This is a genomic window from Aporhodopirellula sallentina SM41 (genome assembly GCF_000346505.1).
Classification (GTDB): domain Bacteria; phylum Planctomycetota; class Planctomycetia; order Pirellulales; family Pirellulaceae; genus Rhodopirellula; species Rhodopirellula sallentina.
This window is the reverse complement of record NZ_ANOH01000107.1, coordinates 1-19,906: the sequence shown is the minus strand read 5'-3', so window position 1 is coordinate 19,906 and position 19,906 is coordinate 1. Positions and strand designations below refer to the sequence as shown.

The 19,906-nt window shown below is 54.3% G+C and carries 13 protein-coding genes; 6 read left to right on the top strand and 7 right to left on the bottom strand.

Annotated features, from left to right (window positions below; genetic code table 11):
- Positions 1-37: 37 nt before the first annotated feature.
- Complete coding sequence (locus RSSM_RS31495; protein WP_315850003.1) at positions 38-322, top strand: sigma factor; 285 nt, start codon at positions 38-40, stop codon at positions 320-322.
- Positions 319-1,773 (top strand): right-handed parallel beta-helix repeat-containing protein, encoded by a 1,455-nt coding sequence (locus RSSM_RS06280; protein WP_008675758.1) that lies wholly within the window; start codon positions 319-321, stop codon positions 1,771-1,773. The genes RSSM_RS31495 and RSSM_RS06280 overlap by 4 nt, the downstream gene beginning before the upstream one ends.
- Before the next feature lie 82 nt (positions 1,774-1,855).
- Here the strand turns inward: RSSM_RS06280 and RSSM_RS06275 are convergent, their stop codons facing one another.
- Both RSSM_RS06275 and RSSM_RS06270 read right to left on the bottom strand, forming a co-directional pair.
- Positions 1,856-2,314: a hypothetical protein gene (locus RSSM_RS06275; protein WP_008675755.1), complete on the bottom strand. Its 459-nt coding sequence runs from the start codon at positions 2,312-2,314 to the stop codon at positions 1,856-1,858.
- 142 nt (positions 2,315-2,456) lie between these two features.
- Complete coding sequence (locus RSSM_RS06270) at positions 2,457-3,236, bottom strand: DUF4142 domain-containing protein (RefSeq protein WP_008675754.1); 780 nt, start codon at positions 3,234-3,236, stop codon at positions 2,457-2,459.
- Positions 3,237-4,111: 875 nt separating this feature from the next.
- Between RSSM_RS06270 and RSSM_RS06260 the strand changes: the two genes are divergently transcribed.
- Positions 4,112-6,373 carry a hypothetical protein gene (locus RSSM_RS06260; protein ID WP_144059608.1) on the top strand — a complete coding sequence of 754 codons (2,262 nt, stop codon included), beginning with the start codon at positions 4,112-4,114 and terminating at the stop codon, positions 6,371-6,373.
- Positions 6,374-6,410: 37 nt separating this feature from the next.
- Here the strand turns inward: RSSM_RS06260 and RSSM_RS06255 are convergent, their stop codons facing one another.
- The 5 genes from RSSM_RS06255 to RSSM_RS31490 are packed head-to-tail and all read right to left on the bottom strand — an operon-like array spanning position 6,411 to position 13,611.
- Positions 6,411-8,309: an HDOD domain-containing protein gene (locus RSSM_RS06255; RefSeq protein ID WP_008675751.1), complete on the bottom strand. Its 1,899-nt coding sequence runs from the start codon at positions 8,307-8,309 to the stop codon at positions 6,411-6,413.
- The gene (locus tag RSSM_RS06250) at positions 8,306-9,385 is read right to left on the bottom strand and encodes an HD domain-containing phosphohydrolase (protein ID WP_008675750.1); all 1,080 of its coding nucleotides are present in this window, start codon (positions 9,383-9,385) and stop codon (positions 8,306-8,308) included. The genes RSSM_RS06255 and RSSM_RS06250 overlap by 4 nt, the downstream gene beginning before the upstream one ends.
- Positions 9,366-11,897, bottom strand: a complete 2,532-nt coding sequence (locus tag RSSM_RS06245) for a response regulator (protein WP_236620982.1) — start codon at positions 11,895-11,897, stop codon at positions 9,366-9,368. The genes RSSM_RS06250 and RSSM_RS06245 overlap by 20 nt, the downstream gene beginning before the upstream one ends.
- Complete coding sequence (locus tag RSSM_RS06240; protein WP_008675748.1) at positions 11,894-12,517, bottom strand: heme NO-binding domain-containing protein; 624 nt, start codon at positions 12,515-12,517, stop codon at positions 11,894-11,896. The genes RSSM_RS06245 and RSSM_RS06240 overlap by 4 nt, the downstream gene beginning before the upstream one ends.
- A gap of 11 nt (positions 12,518-12,528) precedes the next feature.
- Positions 12,529-13,611, bottom strand: coding sequence for a PAS domain-containing protein (locus RSSM_RS31490; RefSeq protein WP_008675747.1), 1,083 nt, complete (start codon positions 13,609-13,611; stop codon positions 12,529-12,531).
- Between the two features lie 669 nt (positions 13,612-14,280).
- Here RSSM_RS31490 and RSSM_RS06230 point away from each other — a divergent pair.
- From RSSM_RS06230 to RSSM_RS06220, 3 genes are all read left to right on the top strand, one after another.
- Positions 14,281-14,991, top strand: a complete 711-nt coding sequence (locus RSSM_RS06230) for a response regulator transcription factor (protein ID WP_008675745.1) — start codon at positions 14,281-14,283, stop codon at positions 14,989-14,991.
- Between the two features lie 496 nt (positions 14,992-15,487).
- Positions 15,488-18,403 carry a PAS domain S-box protein gene (locus RSSM_RS31485; protein ID WP_008675743.1) on the top strand — a complete coding sequence of 972 codons (2,916 nt, stop codon included), beginning with the start codon at positions 15,488-15,490 and terminating at the stop codon, positions 18,401-18,403.
- A gap of 47 nt (positions 18,404-18,450) precedes the next feature.
- On the top strand, positions 18,451-19,906 hold a 1,456-nt coding region (locus RSSM_RS06220), incomplete at its 3' end, for a PAS domain S-box protein (protein ID WP_008675742.1).

The window sequence follows — 19,906 nt, the reverse complement described above, 5'->3', positions numbered from 1 at the left end:
CGGTGACCATGGTATTTCAAATTCGGATAAGCTAGGCTTGGAATCTATGGATCACTCCGGTCAGGCCCGCTGTTCGCTTTTAGCGCGAGCACACGACCGACGCGATGAGCAAGCGTGGGAGGAGTTTGTTGGATACTATCAACGTTTCATTTTCTACGTTCTCAAACAGCTCGGTGTGGCCGCCAGCGACATCGAAGATGTGACGCAGCAAGTGCTGTTGTCACTCACGCGAGAGCTTCCGAGCTACGACCCGCAGGGTTTGAGAGAACCGACTCGTTGGCCCATCCCCTATTTTTGTCTGTCACAGAAGTCAAACGAATGATACGCCGAAATATCTACATCACCATTTGCGTTTTGACGCTATCGAGCATCGGCCAAGCTGCCGAATACCGCGTCGATTCTCAGCGGAAATTCGATGAAGTCAGCTCGATCGAACTGAATCCCGGTGACAGCATCCTGCTCAAACGCGGACAAACGTTTCGCGGGATGTTGGCGCCGACGGGCAAGGGAGTCGAAGGGAAGCCAATTCGCGTGACGGCTTATGGCAAGGGGAAACGTCCGGTGATTCAGGCTGAGGGACGACATGTTGCGGGGCTGTTGTTGAAGGAACCATCTTTTTGGGAAGTCGATGGTTTGGAAATTACCAACACCAACGGCACGAACAAGGACCAAGGCGATCTGTTCGGCATCTACGTGGTCGCTGATGAAACGGAGGGTGTGTATCGTCACGTCTACATCGACGATTGTCACGTTCATGACGTCAATGGCATGGTGCCTGGGAAACGGCGTGGAGGCATCCACGTCCATATTCGCAAGCTACGCGAGTCGACCTTTGATGACCTGCGTATCACCAACAACGTGGTCGAAAACGTGGGCGGCGTCGGGATCGGTAACGATTCTTCGTGCGGACGAGTCCGTTTGCTGCCGGGCCGTCATGAGAGCCGGAATCTTTGGACTCGTGTTTATGTCGCGGGCAATCATGTTGATACCACCGGACGGAACAATGTCATCGCTCGGGTCAGCAAGGACGCGGTCTATGAGTTCAACACGCTGGCCAACAGCAGTCGTGAAAGCACGGGGCACAGTATCTTCTGTTTCAATACCGACGGCATGAAGATCCAATACAACGAAGCGTACGGGAACCGAGGCGAAGGCGGAATCGACCGCGGTGGTTTTGACGCCGACTACAACTGCATCAACACCTTCATTCAGTACAATTACAGCCACGACAACAATTGGTTTTGCGGGATCATGAAACGGCCGACACGCAACGTCGTGATCCGATACAATATCAGCCAAAATGATCGTGAGGGAATCTATTTCTACGGGTTCGATAAAGAGAAGAAGGCAGAGAACGTTCACATCTACAACAACACGCACTTCGTTCGCGCGGGGCTAGATGTCGAAGTCTTTGTCAACGGACGCACCCCGGTCAACACGCGATTCGAAAACAACATTTTCTACTTTGAAGGCGCTGGGCAGTGGGGGAGAAACGCCGTCGGTATCAATACCGTTTTCCGCAACAACCTGTACTTCAACATTGATCCTCACCCTTCCGATACTCAACCGCTCGTAGGTGATCCGCGGTTCACGCAACCGGGACAGACCGAGACGGGGATCGACCTTACCACCATGGAGGATTTGGTCGGGTATCGTCTTCAGAAAGGATCTCCCGCCATTGACTCCGGGATTACGATTTCGAACAACGGCGGACTGGATCTGCTGAAAACTTCCGTCGTCGGCGGTTGGACGAATGTTGGTGCACTCGAATGAAAACACTCAACGTTTTTAACGCGGTCCGTGGCAACGTGTTTCGACGCAGCTTTCATGGAACACCGAGGCGATCGACGACGAGTCATTGACTCGCGGAAGCGAGTGCGGAGGCCGGGCTCGTTGACACCTTCGCGCTCGAAAACTCACGATCAAAATCACCTCGGAGAGCTTTGAGCGCGTACCGTTCCTCGTTGATCTCGGCGGCAGTACGAAAGCCTAAGCGGCGCAGTATTGGCAGTGGCGGACACCAGCCTTGCAACGCGTGTTGGAACAGAAAGCCGGTCACAATGCCGGGCAGTAGTAGCCATCGCTTGTCTCCGGTGGCCGACAACACCACGCCCGAAAACGCGAGGGCGGAGGCATTGCACTCTAATGCACGTTCGACGTCCCATTCATGGTCGAGTTCATTGATCCGGTGGGAAATCTCGTCGGTCGATCGGGACGCGTAGTACTGAATGCGTCTGCGAGTTTGTTCGGCAATTTCCCGATTGATCGAATCGGCGGTGTGATTTTCGACGCGTTGATTGGTGGCAGGTAACATTGTTGATGTCCTTTGTTGTTATTGGCGATTTTGTTTGCTGGCGGGCAGCGATATGCGGTGCCATGAGGCTTGTCGCCGCCAGGTACGCAAAGACGCCGCAGACGAGATGCTTGCGGCGCCAGGAGTTTGATGTCAAAGAGTGTTATGATTGACTCTTCTCACGATCATCTTCGAGCTTCTTAGCGAGCTGTTTGCACTTCTGCAGGTGATTCTCGACTTTCTCGATCGCTTTCTGGGCAATCGATTGCAGCTCACTCGGTCCGCTGCTCTCAACAGCTTTCAGTTCAGCCAGCATGTTGATGTGGGCAACACATTGTTGACCGAGAAACGCCATTTCGAAGTCTTGCCCTTCGTAGCGGTTGAGCATGTCTTTGGTCATTTGCAAAGAATTATCGCAGGCTTGTTCCGCGATCTTGCAAAGCTGTTCAGGTACGGTCGTCGATTGATTAGACGCACCGCCTCGATTCATGTGCTGACGCGAGTTGCTTTGCGATTGATGAGGCGCCGAGGCGTTGTGGTTTGGCTGGTCGTTGCTCGCTCGCTGGATGCTTTCATTGAGGCTGCGGTGGTCCTCGATCATGGTTTGAGCAAGTTGCCTCACTTCTTGATTTTGAGTCCTTTGCGTTGCCAGTTGGGCAAGCTCGATTTCTGCCTGGTTGGCTTTCAGCAACTTTTTCAGAATCGCATCTTTTACAGAGGTCCCGTCGCGATCCGATTGTGGGGATACTCGACGTGCTTCGTAGCGATCGTTTTGATCGATTGCCGACCCCGTTGTCGGGTCGTTTGACCGCGATTGATCGGTTTCAATCCTGGTCGGGTTGATGGGCATTTCGGTGGAGTTCTGCTGAGCGTGGGCGGTCGTGATGCCGGTGGTTGTGGCGATCACGAGTGTTGCCATTAGCAAACGGGTTGTTTTCATCATCGGTTCTCCTTAGTTGAAACGGATGGGGAAAGGGAGGCAGCGAGTGGGAGGGAGACCATTCGGTCAGAGACGCTGCTTGCGAAGGGAACCTGCATACTGCGTTCCGATGACGCTCGCTCATGGATTGGAATCCGATGACAGATGGATCGAGATTGGGACGTCTCGTTGGAGGTATGGTTTCGCTGTTCGGAGAGGATGTCGGTGAGTCGATGATTTGTATGCAAAGCCTCATAGGCGGCTACGCGACCGCGGTTGAAACGAGAATTGAATCTGGAACAGAAAATGCGAGCGGTGTGGCAGTGAAGCTGTGATAATGAAAGGCGGGAATGCCCGGAACGTGTTGTGAAGGTCAACGCGTTTGCCCGCTTCCCGATTCTCTGTCTGTAAATTGCCTGCAAAATGTTCGCTTTCTTTTCCAACCGCCTCGGCTGTATCGGCTCGATCATCGTTTCCGTCATCGGAACGGTTCTGTTGTCGCTGTTGTTTGGTTTTCTCTAGACGCGTCGGGGTGATCGCGCGGTCGCTGCGGCGAATGCCTGCCGAACGGTGTGTTCAGGGGGAGGCTCCTTGTTTGTGCGCATCTGATCGCGGCTGTCTGCTGGGCTTTGGGGCGTTTCCACAAGCTCCCATTAACGATGCGTGTGGCACCCTTTTCCGCTTCTGTAGGAGGGCGGGCATTGAATTTCGCCATCGAGTGGATATCACGGATGCTACGCGCCGACGATCAGATAAAGCTTTGAACGTTTGTGCGCAGTGCCGTTTACAAATGTGTTGATTACCCGATCGGCAGCCAATCGAAAAACACCCGCCAGCGCGAGCGAGAATGTCGCGAGTTTGGTGGGCCGTATCAAAGCTCAGCTTTCCATGGAAACGAAATGAATCGTCGTATGCTCGTCGTTCTTCTCGCAGCGATCGCCTTGCTGCTTCCACCCGATTCAATCGTCGGAGAGGACGTCTACCCCGGTGCGGATGAGTCGTCGCCTTCGAGGGCACACTACTTCACCTGGATCAACAACACGAACGAGGGGCCTGCCCCGGGGCAAACCGAAGCGAATCTTGCGTTCTTCCAATGGCTCAAGGATGAGTACGGCATGACGCTGGACATCTATGCCTTTGACGCCGGGGCGATCGATGCACCGCATTACTACGGGAAGCCAAACACGGTCAAGTTTCGTGAACAGTTTCCAAATGGATTTGCTCCTTATGCGGAACAAGCAAAGGGCTTTGGCGGGCGATTGGGGGTGTGGTTGGGACCGGATGGTTTTGGCGATACCGAATCGGAAAAGCAACAACGTATCAACCTGCTAGCGTCGCTCTGTCGTGACCATCAGTTTGAGTTGTTCAAGATGGATGCGGTGTGCGGGCAGTTACGAACGGAGAAACAGCAAGCGTTTGCGGAGCTAATGACGGAGTGTCGCAAGCACAGTCCAGACCTCATCATGCTGAATCACCGGTTGAATCTCGGTCCGGCCACGCCGCACGCGACGACGTTTCTGTGGGAAGGGGCCGAGACCTATATAGGCGTGCACATGGCAAATCGAAAGCCTGCCACGCACAACCGCGCTCAAGCACTCAGTCGCGGTCTGCCGCCAGAACTGAAGCGTTTGGCTGAAGATCATGGTGTCTGCATCTCATCCTGCCTGGACTATTGGGACGACGATCTCATTCTGCAGGCGTTCAACCGGTCGATGATTCTCGCACCTGAAATTTATGGCAGCCCGTGGTTTCTGCGGGATGATGAGTACCCGAAGTTGGCTCGGATCTTCAATCTACATCGACGCTACCGAGACATCTTGGTCAACGGCATGGTTTTGCCAGAGGACAAATACGGGCCGCATGCGGTTTCTCGGGGAGACGAGCAAACCCGATTGATCACGCTGCGCAATCTGACGTGGGAACCGGTGACGTATGAGATCGCGTTGGACGAAAGCGTCGGATTGGTGGGAGAGGAGCCGCGTGAGGTGCGGTTGTTTCATCCGTACGAGGAAGTGATCGGAACGGACTACAGTCCTACCGACTCGGTGAAGGTGACGGTCTATCCGTTTCGCGCGGCGTTGATCATGGCGACCACCGCTGGGTGTGATGAGCCGTCTATCGCCGAGGGGCCTTACCGAGTCATCAAGAATGTGGTGGGAGAGCAGTCGGTTATCAAACGGCTCGAACCGATTGCTTTGAAAAAGCCATGGCACCGCAAGCTCGCTGATCTCGAACCGTCGAAGCTACCTGGTGATTGGCAGGGCTATTATGAATCAACCTGTTTCGCAGCCGACAACAACGCACTGGAGATACGCAGCCTCGAACGTTCCGGGCCGACCGACATTCCCGCGGTCGAAAACGCCCGTCAGGCGTTCGTCGGACAGGAACTGATCAAGTCGCGTGCACTTTGGGATGATTTCATGTTCGATGGAGATCCCGGCACGGTCTTCGACATCTACGTCAATGCGAAGGATCAACGGATCGCGAGTGGGTGCCTTCGCGTTGATTTTGCGAAGCCGATCGATTTTGACAAAATTGTGATCGAGACGCAGGCGAACGACCGAACTTTGATTCGCAACAAGTATTTCAAAGCTCAGACGAGCAATGATTTGGCCAATTGGGCGCCTGTGGAAGAGGTCGTTCAGAATGCATCGAGATTGCGAATCTATCCCAAACCGGGACCGTGGCGTTATTTGAGAATGCGTTATTGTCCTGAACGGATCGCTGAGGTGGAGGCGTACAAAGACGATACTATCTTGCCTCGTGACCAATGGAGAGGTAGCAATCTCTTTGCACATCCCCAGGCGGTTCCGGCCGTCGGATCATGGTCCGCGAACGTCACGCTCGATGAAGTTACGCCGACCTCGTATCTCTGCGTTGCCGTCGACGGCGAGCATGGTGTGGAAGGTTGTTACGCGGCTCTGAAGATGGACGGGCAGTTTATCGGAGCGGCGAATCGAGCTGTGTCGTACCCGACGAACGCGTGGGAGTATCCGGTTCGAAAATACAAAACAGGGTACACGTACTATTTCCCGGTCGACGAGACGTTCCTCGGAAAGGAAATCGAGGTCGTGTTGTTGGGAATGAAGGACGGCGGGAAGGATCTGCAGCCGTCGGTATGGTTGACTGCTCGTGAGCTTCCGTTTCGAACGACCGAGTGAAGTGTCGTTGCGGATTTTGGAGCCGGTCGAAGGTTAGCTAGTTTGGCTGAGCCGTTTTGTCGTCGGTCGTGGCGGCATTGAGGCAGGCCGACTGCAATCTCGCGAAACTGCACGGCAGCTCGAGTCCAGGGCCGACCAAGGCAGGAGCAATTGCGTCGTTCAGAGAATCGCGGACGATGACAATCGTATCGCAGTCGACACTAGCGACGATCTTGCATTTCTTCTGACTCTGTTCGGCGCCGATGCGGTTGATGAGAACGTGGTTGCTTCCTTTGCCTTGTTTGAAATGGTGTTCTTCCAACTGGATTCCCATCGACGAAACAATGTCGGCGAGGAAATCGTGCTTCTCGTCTGAAAGATTGATGTAGTCGAGTTTTCGCACGCTGTGTTGATCCGTTGCCGCCTGACTCGGCGTGTTCTGGCCATTTGATAGATGACCTTCCGTATTACGCAGGCAGGGAATGCCCGGTAATTGCGATCGGGTATCCTCGATCACCTGCGAGATGGAGGTGATGCCGAGTCGTTCGTAGACGCTATTTCGAGGCAGTTCGACCATCTCCCAAGGCTCCCATCGGCCAACTGCGATGTGGCCGATCAGAGTGGCCAGTTTGACGAGTTCGACCTTGGTTCGCATCGGATCGGGAAGCTTCGCCAATGCAGAATAAGGCTCCAGAATGTGCTGAAGGGGATCAAACACGTTTTTCGGGATGTCCCAATCGGCGAGCAAGCCGCACATGACTTCCGCGTAGCTTTGTGGGAACAATTGTTCCTCGTACATCATCAACGGCTGGCTGTATTTGGCACAGGCTTTCGCCATCGATTCGTAATACTCGGGGTAGTGTGATCCGAGCACGACTCTTCCGGCGGAATTCATCAACGTGCTGAAGAGCATGCCTTCGGATACGCTGACTTTCATCCCGGCTTTGATGAGTAGTTCCAGTGCAATGCCAGCAGCGACGCTCTGTTGCCACGTCAGTTCAACGTCCATCCACGGGAGTGTGTCAGGTTTGATCGATGAGAAAGCACTCGTTGCGAGCACCAACTCGCCGGTGCGTTTTTGACCCATCCGCAGTACCGCCTGCTTGATGTCTCGAACGCGTTTCCCGCCGGGGTTGTAGAAGGGATGGTTTGCGAGTTGTAGTATTTTCGACTCGACCGTGGAGTCTCGCTGCATCGCGGCCACGAGTCGGTCGGCGTCGAAGTTTCCGGACACGGCCATGTTGGCAACGTCGACGGCGGCGTGGGAGATCGGCAGCACTTTCGAAACGTCGGTCAAACGGTCCTGCATTTCGGCCATTTCGATCGGCGCACAGCCGTCCGGTTTGGGCCGTTCGTTTTTGGTGGCTGCGGTGGGGGGTGAGGCCGTCGCGGGCTCAGGCTGTGTGGGGGTGTTTGGTTCGTTGTCGGTCCGCGTAGGGGCAGGTTCAGCAATGGATTCTGCAATGGATTCGGGGGCCGGTGCCGGAGGCGGAGGTGCTTTGGTCCGAGCGATCTGTTGGCTATCCGCGGAGGTCGGTTTTGTGCGTGGCGGTGGTGACAGGTTTTGTTTTCGTTCGCGAACCACGAGCCCCTTTGCTTTGGCGGCGAACGTTTCGTAATCGGTCGGCTTGTAGACGACATCATGGACGCCGCGGATGATCAAATCTTTGGTTAGTCGTGCGTCTCCGACGGAGGTATGAACAATGATCGTTGGGCACAATCCTTGGGAGAGCACGTCGACCGCGAGCGAGTGTCCGTGTTTCTTGGGCATGCGGAGATCGGTCACGAGTAGGTCGTACGCGTAGTCGCTGAGCTGCGAAAGCGCGTCTTGGCCGTCGTTTGCCGATCTGCAATGGAAGCCTTCTTGGGCCAATGCGAATGAAACCATCCGTCGTACAATCGGGTCGTCGTCGACAACCAGTGCGTGATAGTCCTGTTGGTCAATTGTGGTGCTCATAGCTCTTGTCCCATCATGGCGGGAACTAATTCAAATGGTGTGTTCGTCACAGGCATGCCGTGAGTTGTGCACGTGAGGTTGTCTTGGAAGCGTTTCCGTGTCGCGATGAATGAATCTTCGTTGTCGAGGAAGGCGTCGACGATCGCGGGATCAAAGTGCTTTCCCGATCCGGCGACGATGGCGGATTTGGCGCGGCTGTGTGAATACGCTTTCTTGTAGATTCGTTTGGAGGTCAGCGCGTCGTAAACGTCCGCGACGGCAACGATGCGACTGCAGAGCGGGATTTGCTCGCCGGCCACTCCATGTGGGTACCCGCGCCCGTCGTACTTCTCGTGGTGTGACAACGTGATGTCACGGGCCATTTTCAGGAACGCTGCGTTGGGAAATTGTTCCATCATGGATTCAATCGTTTCGGCTCCACGGATCGTGTGTGTCTTCATGATCTCAAATTCATCGGTGGTCAGCCGAGCGGGTTTAAGCAACACGTGGTCCGGGATGCTGACCTTGCCGATGTCATGCAAGGGGCTCGTGTCATAAAGCAAGCGAATGAACTCATCATCGACTTCGTCTTGGAAGCGAACCTGCCGTTGCAGATGCAGGGCGAGTATGCGGCAGTAGTTGCGGACACGGTCGAGGTGAGCACCTGTTTCGGGGTCTCGTGATTCTGCCAGTTTTGCCAATGCAAAGATCATCAGGTCGCGGCTTTCCATGGCGACGACGCGTCTTCCGGAGTGGATTCTCATGATGAGTTCAACCGGATCAAATGGTTTGGTAACGAAGTCGTCCGCACCGACTGACAAGCCCGAAATCGCATCGCTCGGTTGACTGCGAGAGGTCAGCATGACGATGTACACGTAGCGTGACGAGTCGCCGCTGCGCACCGACTGGCAAAACTCGATTCCATCCATCACCGGCATTTCCCAATCGACCACCACCAGTTGGATGGGACGTTGCTTTAGAATTTCGAGAGCTTCACAACCGTTGGTCGCCGTCGTGACCTGATAGCCGCCTTCTTGAAGCGTGTTCTCAATCATGCGGCGGGAGATAACCTCGTCATCAACTACTAAGACTTCCATGTTCTTTCTCGCAGGTGGCAGATTTGAGTTCTTCTTTTAGGATGGGCAGATAGTCGAGGCAGCGACGCATTTCAGAGCTGAGTTCCGCGAGCATGGTGTCGACGTTATCTAGCTCTGACTCCCGGCCTGCTTGTTCAATTCTGGCGGCGATGTCCTGTAACGCTTCGGCACAGAGGATGCCGGCGGCACCTTTGAGTGAGTGCGCGGCTCCCGCCATCCCGGAGGCATCTTGCTCCAGAGCAGGGACACGGATGTCTTCGACCCGTTGGAGTCCGGTGGATTCCAATTCGTCCAACAACGAACAAGCAAACTCCAGGTTGCCAAAGCAGCGTGAGAGCATTGAGTTTGCTTCGATTGCCGGCGATGGCGTTGCCCTGTTCGTCGACGGTTCGATTTCGCAGGGGGCCGTTTCCGTCTCGGGATCCGAGGTCTGCGTGTGATGCAACGTCTCTAGCAGTTCTCTCACCTTCTCGACCTTGATGGGTTTGGTCAGATAGTCGTCCATTCCCGCCTCGATGCATTTTTCGCGATCGCCTTTAATTGCGTTTGCCGTCAGCGCCACGATCGTCAGGGGAGAGGATGAATTCGTTTCAGATTCGATGCGTCGAATTCGCCGAGTTGCCTCGAGCCCATCCATGACCGGCATTTGGCAATCCATCAATACGACGTCGTAGTGGTTTCTTTGGATCGCATCGACTGCTTCTTCGCCGTTGCAGGCTGTGTCGCATGTGCAACCGAGTTGTTGAATGACCTCAACCATGTACATGCGATTGATGGCGTTGTCTTCGACCAACAGAAGATGGCTGTTGATGTCATCGCCGGCGATGCGATGCGTGTCTTGTTTTTGCGAATCGGGCTGGCCGTGTTTCCCAATGATAGAACGAATCGTCTCGCAAATATCGCCGCGACGCAGCGGTTTGTGGAGGACTCGGTCGACTCCGTATTGCTTTAGTTCGTCCGGTTCGAGGTCGAGACCGATGGATGAAATCAAAGCAATAGGAATGTCGTATTGATCGTGGATCGCGGTCGCCAGTTCCAGGCCATCGCGATGCGGCATGTGATAGTCAGTGAAAACCAAGTTGTACGGTTGGTTGTGTTCGTTCGAGGTTTCGATAGCAGCGATTGCTTCTTCGAACGAGGCGACCGGCGTACTGACGTGCCCGCACTCTGACGTGTACTCTGCTAGCACGGTGCGGTTGGTCTTGTTGTCGTCAACGATCAGGATGCGTTGAGCGGTGATCTTGGTCGAGCATCCAACCGGTTTGATTTTGGGGGTCCCGGTGCCGAACGGGATTTCAAACCAGAAGGTGGACCCGACTCCCTCTTCGCTCTCAACACCAATCGTGCCTCCCATCAACTTGACGAGGCTTTGGGAGATCGATAGTCCGAGTCCGGTGCCGCCGTATTTACGAGTGACCGAGGAATCAATTTGAGAGAAGGCCCCGAAGAGGCGATCGATTCGATCCTCGGGAATGCCGATTCCGGTATCGGCGACTTCAAACCTGATCGTGGTTTCGTCAGCGGATTGATCGACGACCTCCACCGATAGGGTAATCTCCCCTTCGTCGGCGAACTTGACCGCGTTACTGAGGAGGTTGGTCAAGATTTGACGCAAACGTCCGGAATCGCCTTCGAATAGAAGACATGCGTCCCGCGCGACGCGGCATGGCATCTCCAGCCCTTTCTGTTTGGCACGCCATGTCATCGCATCGACGGTGTCGGTCGCTAGCAGTTCGAGGTCAAACTCATGCGTCTCCAGTTCCACCTTGCCGGCTTCGATTTTGGAGAAGTCGAGGATGTCGTTGATCAGGGTGAGTAGTGTTTCGCCACTGCTGCGGCAGGCATCAACGAACTGAGATTGTTTGGCGGTGAGGTTGGTACCGGCGAGCAGATCGGACATGCCGATGATGCCGTTGAGCGGTGTTCTCAACTCGTGACTCATGCTCGCGAGAAATTGACTTTTCGCTTGGGTGGCTTCTTCGGCGGCGTGACGAGCCTCCTCCAAGTCGAACATCATGTTCAGGGTTGCTTGCCGCGCGTCCTCCAGGTGACGGTTGGCTTCGCCGAGTTTCTTTTGTTCTTCCTTGAGGCGTTCGATTCGGGCCGCGGTTACCTGTTCCGTCGCTGCGGCTTCGTCGGCCAAGATGAGATAGCTCAACCAGCTATCGCTTTCGACGAAGTCATCGATTTGCAGACCGATTTGGGTCATCTCTTCCGTTGAATTGGGAACGGGAGATCCGACGAAGCATCGATGGGCTTCGTCGCCTGTTGGGAGCCAAGCACCACGCAGTGGGCATGGCAGCGGGCCTGGCGTTCGGATGGAAAAGGCGACGATCGGGCGGTCCGATTCGGTGACAATCTCGTCGAGCTTGGTCCCCACCAAATCGCGGCCCGCGAGACGGGTGACGCAGTCGGACGCCCACTGAATTTCGTCGGAGGCGTCAACAACTAGGACGCAACTGCCAAGACGGGTGAGTGATTGGATGTCGATCGAGTCCATCTTTGTATTCATTGCAGCACCTGCTGATATTCGATCTCATCACGGCAATCTGCTGCTGCTGCTGCGGGAGGAGTCGTGGCAGGACATGCGTCGGTGAAGTGCACGTCGAAGGCGCATTCCGGATCGCCTCGACGGGTGCATTGCATCTCCTGAACCTGAAGGGTTTGGTTGAAATGGATTCCGGCGCCTAAGATCAACCCATGTAGTACAGGGCAAAGAGGAAGGTCCGACGTGTAGAACATTCTCAGACCGCCGTCGGGCAGTTCTTCCGAACGAAGTTGAAATCCGCGGGTTCCCGGGAGACTGATCGTGGCTTGTTGATGGATGAAGTCCAATTTCCGCAGGAAGTCGCGAGAGTTATTGCCGACCAGCGCAAACAGTTTGGGGTAGACGTTTTTACCGGTGTTGTTGAGCCAGAATTTTCCGAACTCCACCATGATTTCGTCGGGTGAGACGTGAAGGTGCCGAGCCGTCGCTATGAAGAGAGCGATGGTTAATTCATCGGGATAGTCTTGTGCCGGCCAAAACGAATTCACGTCGCAATTGACGACCTGGCGGATGGTTTCCCAGGTTTCTTCGCCGTGCGTATGTTCGACCAACTCTTGGAGCCCCTTGTTGACCACGCCCTTCATCTTGCTGTGTCCTATTTTGCGATTTCGTACTTTGGTGCTCCGCCGTTGGCGACGCACAATTGATTGATTTCATTCTTGAGTGCGATGATTCGCATCTCGCGGCCGATGGCGATCCGGTTGAACGCCTCCAATTCTTCAATCTTGTTCTGCAGTGATTGACTGGTTTGTTTTTCTCGTTGGCTGAGTTCCTCGAGTGATCGATTCATTTTTTCGAGTGACTCGAGTTGCGCGTTTAGCTGAGTCTCCATGCGTTTTCGAGTCGTGATGTCGATTTTGATCCCCACGTAATTGGCGATTTTGCCGTTGTCGTCGAAGACCGCGGTGATAGATGTGTCTTCCCAAAAGAGTTCGCCGGATCGGTGCCGGTTGCAAATCTCGCCGCGCCAAATTTTGCCCTGGCCGAGTGTTTTCCACATTTCGGTATAGAATTCGGGCGGATGGATGCCCGAGTTGAGAATTCGAGGCGTTTGCCCAATGGCTTCGGCTGCGCTGTAACCGGAGACTTCTTCGAAACGCGGGTTCACGTAAACAATCTTAGCTTTCGAATCGGTGATCACGACGGAAGCGGGACTCTGTTGAACAACGCGGCTGAACGTGCGTAGCTTTTCGACAGTCCACTGCTGCGTTTCGTCAGATTCAACACTCGCGTCGGGCTCGGGTTTTGACCGTGGCGTGAACGTTGCAACTTGATGCGAGTCTGAAACGGTTGCGACTGCAGAAAGTGCTTCGTGGAACGAAACGTCCGAATGAGAAAAGGATGCCCCGGCATGTCCCTGTGAAATAGCGCATGCATGTCGCAGCGGGTTTCGGAAGGTTGTCGACACAACGGCCGCGACGATGCCACACAGGATCATTACCGAGGCCGGCAGCAGCGAGACGGGGCCGGTTTGAAGGAGATCCGTTAGCAGAGCGGACGCGTCAATAGTCGATTCGTTTGGAATTATTGCCGACGTAACTGATGACCAGCTTTGCTTTTGCGCACCGCGTAAGCACGCACGCATGAGGAACAGAGCCGCAGTTGCTGAAAGAACAATTGCGAACAGATATCGGTTGATCCGGATGAAGTTGAGTCGAAAGAAGAGTGATGGATACATCAATAGGCCCCTTGTTGAAAATTAGGACACGCTGAGAAGCACTTCGCCGAACGGCGAATCGCCACACAGATCCGGATTGAGATCTCCGTCAATGTCATCGATCGATCCGCACCGGTGCAGCAGCCTTCTGCCGGAGGTGCAACAACTCGTGGACCGAGTTGTCAGGTTGGTTGATCGACGTGTGTTTTGGAAAATCATTGGATTGCCCTCTGTGTGTGCTCTCAAGCATGTGCCCGTGCTGAGACGCAGAAAACACCGCAAAGTGGTGCTGTCTGCTTCTTCACATTCAACTAGTAGCTTGCGTAATTTGAGCATCGGTCGATTCCGCACAAGAATAGGGATTCCCTTATGTGGAAATGCGGGCGACGTGGCCGATTACTTCTTCCATGGCCAGCCCACCAGCGTCTCGACATAACCCAGTCGTCGGAACGTCAGATCTGCTTGGGGCAAGCAGGTCGGGCTGGTGGGCTGGCCATTTTTCTCATACGATCGTGATAACCCTGACTCTCGTTAAAAGACGTCGCCGTTGGAATTTGGCTGATGAGGAGAGAAACGGTTTTAAGGGGCACGTCGATTAGGTCGCCGGATTGCGAGGCGGAATTCGCCGCGTGTCTCTCGGGTTCGTTGATTTGATGGGGCACGTCGAAACTTCCGAGTGTCCGATCGTGAATGAACGTTCGCGACATTGCTCGACCTTTGTTTCCCGAGCAGTATTCGAGTCAACTCTCACGATACGTTGACATGAGTTTCGAGATGCGATCGACCGTTTATGTTGTCGATGACGACGAAGTTGTTCTACGAGCCGTTGTTCGGTGCCTTGAGCAAGTCGGACATGAAGTGGTTGCATTGCCGTCGGCGGAGTCATTTCTGGAACAGTATTGCGACGTCGGGCCAGGATGTTTGGTACTCGATCTGTGCCTGGCCGGCATGAGTGGGCATGCTCTTCAGGAGGCGATGGTCGAGCGGGAGATTCGTATTCCGATTCTGTTTATGTCTGGCAATGCCGGTATCCAAGATGCAACGAAGAGCCTTCGCCTCGGGGCAGTCGATTTTCTGGAGAAACCGCTCGATATCACGCATCTGAAACAACGCGTGGCCGATGCGATCGAAGCCGACCAAGTGTCGCGAAGCCGCCAGTCACGCCTCGATGAAATTGGGCAGTTGATTGAGGGGCTCAGTCCACGCGAACGTGAGATCATGTACCTGGTGGTCGACGGGCTCGCGACCAAGAACATCGCGTCTCGGCTCGATATCTCTCCCAAGACGGTTGAAGTTCACCGCAGCAAGATCACCAAACGGATGAAGGTGGAATCGGTTGCCCAACTCGTGGCCATGGTTACCGAGCACCGCCTGGCCGTCGAGGCAAAACCGGGGACATAGGCGGCCGGACGTTACGACGGTTGATTGCAATTTGAGCGTTGCGGAGGCAGGGACTGCGGTTGGAGTGGGGGTTCCCAAGCGGTACCATTGGTAGATGGCTCGCGTTTGGCGGCGCGGCTACCTAACTTGCTCTATGAAATAGGCAGGTGGTGGAAAGACCATTTGGGTAGCCTGGCATGAGCTGTCGAAGCTGTGTGGGTAGCGCAGCGGAATGGACTGTACAGCAGCATGGACTGTATCGCGGCATGGACTGTACAGCGGTGTGGGGGACTCGGTCGTGTTGGTAATGCGGCCGTGTGTGGAGTGACGCGGAAGGGGTATCCGTGCAACTCACTTACATCAGATGTAACGAGTAGCGACCGCTCAACCGGTGATCAGGAAGATCGCCGTGAGTGGGACATCGGGGCAAGCGGAACACGATGGAGGGCACAATATGAAAGAGGGAGACACATCCCTGCGGGACTCGTCGGAATCGCATACTTTGAAAGCACAAAGAATGCGTTCTGAAATTGAAGGGCTGCGAAGACGTTTGGCCGAAACGGAGGAAGTCTTCGAGGCATTGTGCTCCGGTACGATGGATGACTGTCCTCAGCCTGATGTGCCTGGTACCGGTGTGGTGTCTTCGGGTGACATGGGTGTCTCCTCGGAAGATACCATCGGTGAAGCCCGAAATGCCGCGACGACGTTAGAACGCCGCTCGTCGGATCAGGCCACTGACAGCTACTACGCGTTCTTTGAAAATTCGCCGGTGCCGCTTTGGGAGGACAATTACTCTCACATCAAGGACTTCATTGAGGAGCGGCGGCGTGAGGGAGTCGAAAACTTTCGCGAGTATTTCCGGGAGAATCCGGATGCGGTGAAAACATGTGCCGACTTGTTGCAGATCGTCGATGTCAATTTTGCGGCGATGCGATTGCACGGTGCCGAGTCCAAAGAAATGCTACTCGCCAATCTTTCAGCGGTGTTCACCGAAGACGCGTTTCGAGTCTTTGAAGAACAACTCGTTGCGATCGCGGAAAAACGAACGGTGGTTGAAGCAGAATGCGTTGTTCAAACGATCGACGGAAATGAAGTTCCTGTCTATCTCAAATGGGCAGTTCTGCCTGGTGCGGAAGAGACGCTGGAGAGAGTACAGGTCGCCACGTGGGACATCACTGATCACCGACGGGTGCAGCAGCAACTGGTCGAAAGTGAAGAAAAGTTCCGCAGTCTCTATGAGCAATCTTCGGTAGCGATTCAGCTATACGATCTTCGGGGAAATCTGATTCGTGTGAATCAGAAAACCCTGGAACTGTTCGGTCTCGAGAACCTGGATTTTCTGAAGAACTTCAACTTTTGGGATGACCCCAAATTATCGCCTGAAGATGGCGCCGAATTGAAGAAGGGTAACGCGGTACAGATTTCAGCCGAGTTCGATTTTGATTCGGCGAAAGAGCAGTTGCAGTTTCCAACGAACCGCTCCGGGACGATTGACCTCGATATGCACGTGGTCCCGTTTCGAATCAAGGACGATACCATCGGCTACGTCGTCGAGGTACTCGAAACGACGGCGCAAAAAGAGGCCGAAAGAGAACTAATACGTTTGGCCGAGGAACGCCAACTCGCCCTGAATGAACTGAGCGAGAATCAGCGAATCCGAGAGCAGGCTGAGTACATCGCACGTGCGGGTAGTTGGGAACTGAACATTGCAACGCGAGATCTGAAATGGTCCGCCAGCATGTACGAAGTCTTCGGCGTGAGATTTCAGAAGCCCACCTTCGATCTGGTACGTTCATTAGTCCACCCGGATGATCTTCCGTGGTGGGAAGAGAACGTGGAGCACATGATACGCAAAGGTTCGGGGCCGTTCGAATACGAGTTTCGTATCGTTCGCCCTGACGGCGCGATTGCGTGGATTCATACCATGGTGGAAATCGTCTGCAATGACGTCGGAGGGCCGTTGAAGTTTGTCGGTATGGCTCAAGACATTACCGAACGCAAGAGCACGGAAGAAGAACTGCGTCGGATCGAATGGCTGCTTACAAAATCCGTGTCGGGAATTTTGCAGGAGCTTGATAAGCAACCTGCGTATGGTGACCTGACCGAGTTGAATGAGTGTCGTTTGATTGCCGACTCGGTCGGTCGAAAGTCCTTGCATGATATCGCCGTTGAGCTGATGTCGTTGCTAGGGACAAGTATCAGTGTGTATGAAAGCAATGGTGATTACGCATGCCGTTTGCTCTATTCAGAATGGTGCCGGTGTTTGGATCAAAGCTCTCGCAAACTGTGTGATACCAGCGACAATCGCGAGGCGCTTCGGTCAGGTAAGTGGATCCATCACGTGCAAAGTTGGGACCGCGCCGCGGCATCGGCAATCGAATGCGGACGACCGGTCAATCATGTTAGTAACTGCGGCAGCAGAGTCTATGCGGTGCCAATTCGGTCCGGGGACGACGTTGTAGGTGCAATCAGCGTCTGGGAACGTGTGCCGGAGTTTCACTCGGAATCTTTCAAGAAGATCGCCGATGAGTATCAGGTCGACGTGAAGGTGCTTCGTCAAGCCGCGTCGAGTTACAAACCTCGTCCCAAATACATTATTGAAATGGCGAAAGAGCATGTCGCGAGTTCCGCGCGATTGATTGGAGAGATTGTCGAACGGCGTCGGTCGGAGGCGAAGTACCGTGTGACGCAGCAACAATTGCTCGAGCAACAGAACGAAGCCAAGTTGCGTGTGGAAGCTGAACTCGAGAAAACGCGGGAAGAGCTCGTTCGCAAAACGCGATTGGCGGCGGTGGGACAGTTGTCGGGGAGTATCGCACACGAACTCAGGAATCCACTCGGTGCGCTGCGGACTGCCGCCTACTATCTGAAGAATTACGGATTGAATGACGATGGGAAGTCAACGCGATTCCTTGACGTGATCGATCGACAGACGGGCCGGGCGGATCAAATCATCAACAACCTTTTGGAAATGACCCGGGCGAAAGAACCTGTTACCGAACGAGTCGATTTGCGTGAAATTCTTGACGAGGCTATTTCAAGCACGGAAGGGGTATCGGGGGTAAAGGTCTCGATCGTCCTCGATCCGGATCCGTTCGTCTTTCACGTTGACGCTGGTCAATTTAGGCAAGTGATATCGAACCTGATTCGCAACGCGGTTCAAGCGATGGGCGGCAAAGGCGAGCTTTCGTTCAGCGCAACGTGTCGAGACTCCGTCAACGTGATTTGTGTCCGGGACAGTGGGCCCGGAATTCCGCAAAAATTGCGAGACAATCTGTTCGAACCGCTCGTCACGTCGAAGGTGACCGGAACCGGATTGGGGTTGTCCATCTGCCGACAGATTGTTCAGCGACATGGGGGGCAGATCGAAGTCGTGGAGAACGAAACGCCCGGTGCTTGCTTCCGCATTTCACTTCCGTACCGGGATGCGTGACCTCGAATGACAGGCAAACGTCTGATCAGAAACAACGGGGGTGATCAATGATTGACGCCGTCCAAAGTCCGGCTAGGCAGCGAGTTCTCCTCTTGGATGATGAGGAAGACCTGCGCGATACGATTGCAATGATCCTTGAGGCTGAAGAGTTCGAAGTCATTGCCTGCGGGACTGCCATGTCCGCGATCGAACAGCTCGAAGACGGTGTGATCGATGTCGCGGTGGTCGACCTCCGTTTGCCAGATTTAGAGGAATCAACGCTTCTCAAACGCCTCAGTGAATTTTCGGATACTGTGCCGCTGATCATTCATACCGGCTACAGTTCGTACGAGTCAGCCAAAGACGCCATCAACTGGGGCGCGTTTGCATATGTAGAAAAGGCGGGTGATCCTGGGGAACTGATTCGGCATGTGCATCGGGCTGTCCATCGCCAACTCGTCCAGAGAGCGCATAAACTCGAGGCAGCGGTCGCATCTCGCACGAGGGAATTGGAGAAGTCGAATGAGTCTCTGCGATTCATGCAGGCGGACCTATCTCGGGCGCAGCAGATCGCGAAGATAGGGAGTTTTTCTTGGAATGTCGCAACCGGTGAGGTGACATGGTCGGACCAAACCTACCGCATCTTCGGTGTTGATCCGAACGAATCGAAGCCGTCATTTGAGATGGCAAAGTCGCTTACCCATCCCGAGGATTTCGAGTATTGGTCCAGAACAGTCGCCAATGCGGTTGAGACCGGAAATTGGTTTGAGTGTGAGTACCGGGCGGTCAGAGGTGACGGATCGATCGTGTGGATACGCAACGAAGCGGAAGTCTACCGTAATGAGAAAGGTGAAACCGTCGGACTGTTTGGCACGGTGCAGGATATCACGGAACGCAAGGAGGCCGAAGAAAGATTGAAATCTAGCGTGAAGCGTTTTCGAGCACTCTTTGAGCAGGCCGGAGACTACTGCATGATCCTCGATCCCAATACCGAAGACGGCATTCCAATCATTGTTGATGCGAGTCGTTCTGCCTACATCCTGCATGGCTATTCACGAGACGAATTCATTGGAAGGCCCGTGGCGGATGTCGATGATGAGAATGGACGTCGGCTCGTGAAGACACGAACAAAACAAATCATGACGGGCAAACCGTTTTACGTTGAGAATATGCATGTTCGAAAAGACGGTTCGAGTTTCCCAGTGGCAGTTCATGCAAACCGGATTGACATTGAAGGTGAGGGATCGCTGATCTTTACGACGGAGTACGACATCACGGAAAAAAGATCCCTCGAACAGAAACTCAGGCATAGTCAGAAAATGGACGCCATCGGGCAACTCGCCGCTGGCGTCGCTCATGAGTTCAACAACCTCTTGTGTGGCATTCTCTGCAACGTCGACTTTTTGCTCAGTGATGATTTTGGTGCGTTGCCGCCCGGCCTTCGCGATGCTCTCGAGGATGTGCAAAGGAGCGGTCGACGAGGTGCGAGTTTAACGAAACAGTTGTTGACGTTTTCTCGTCAAA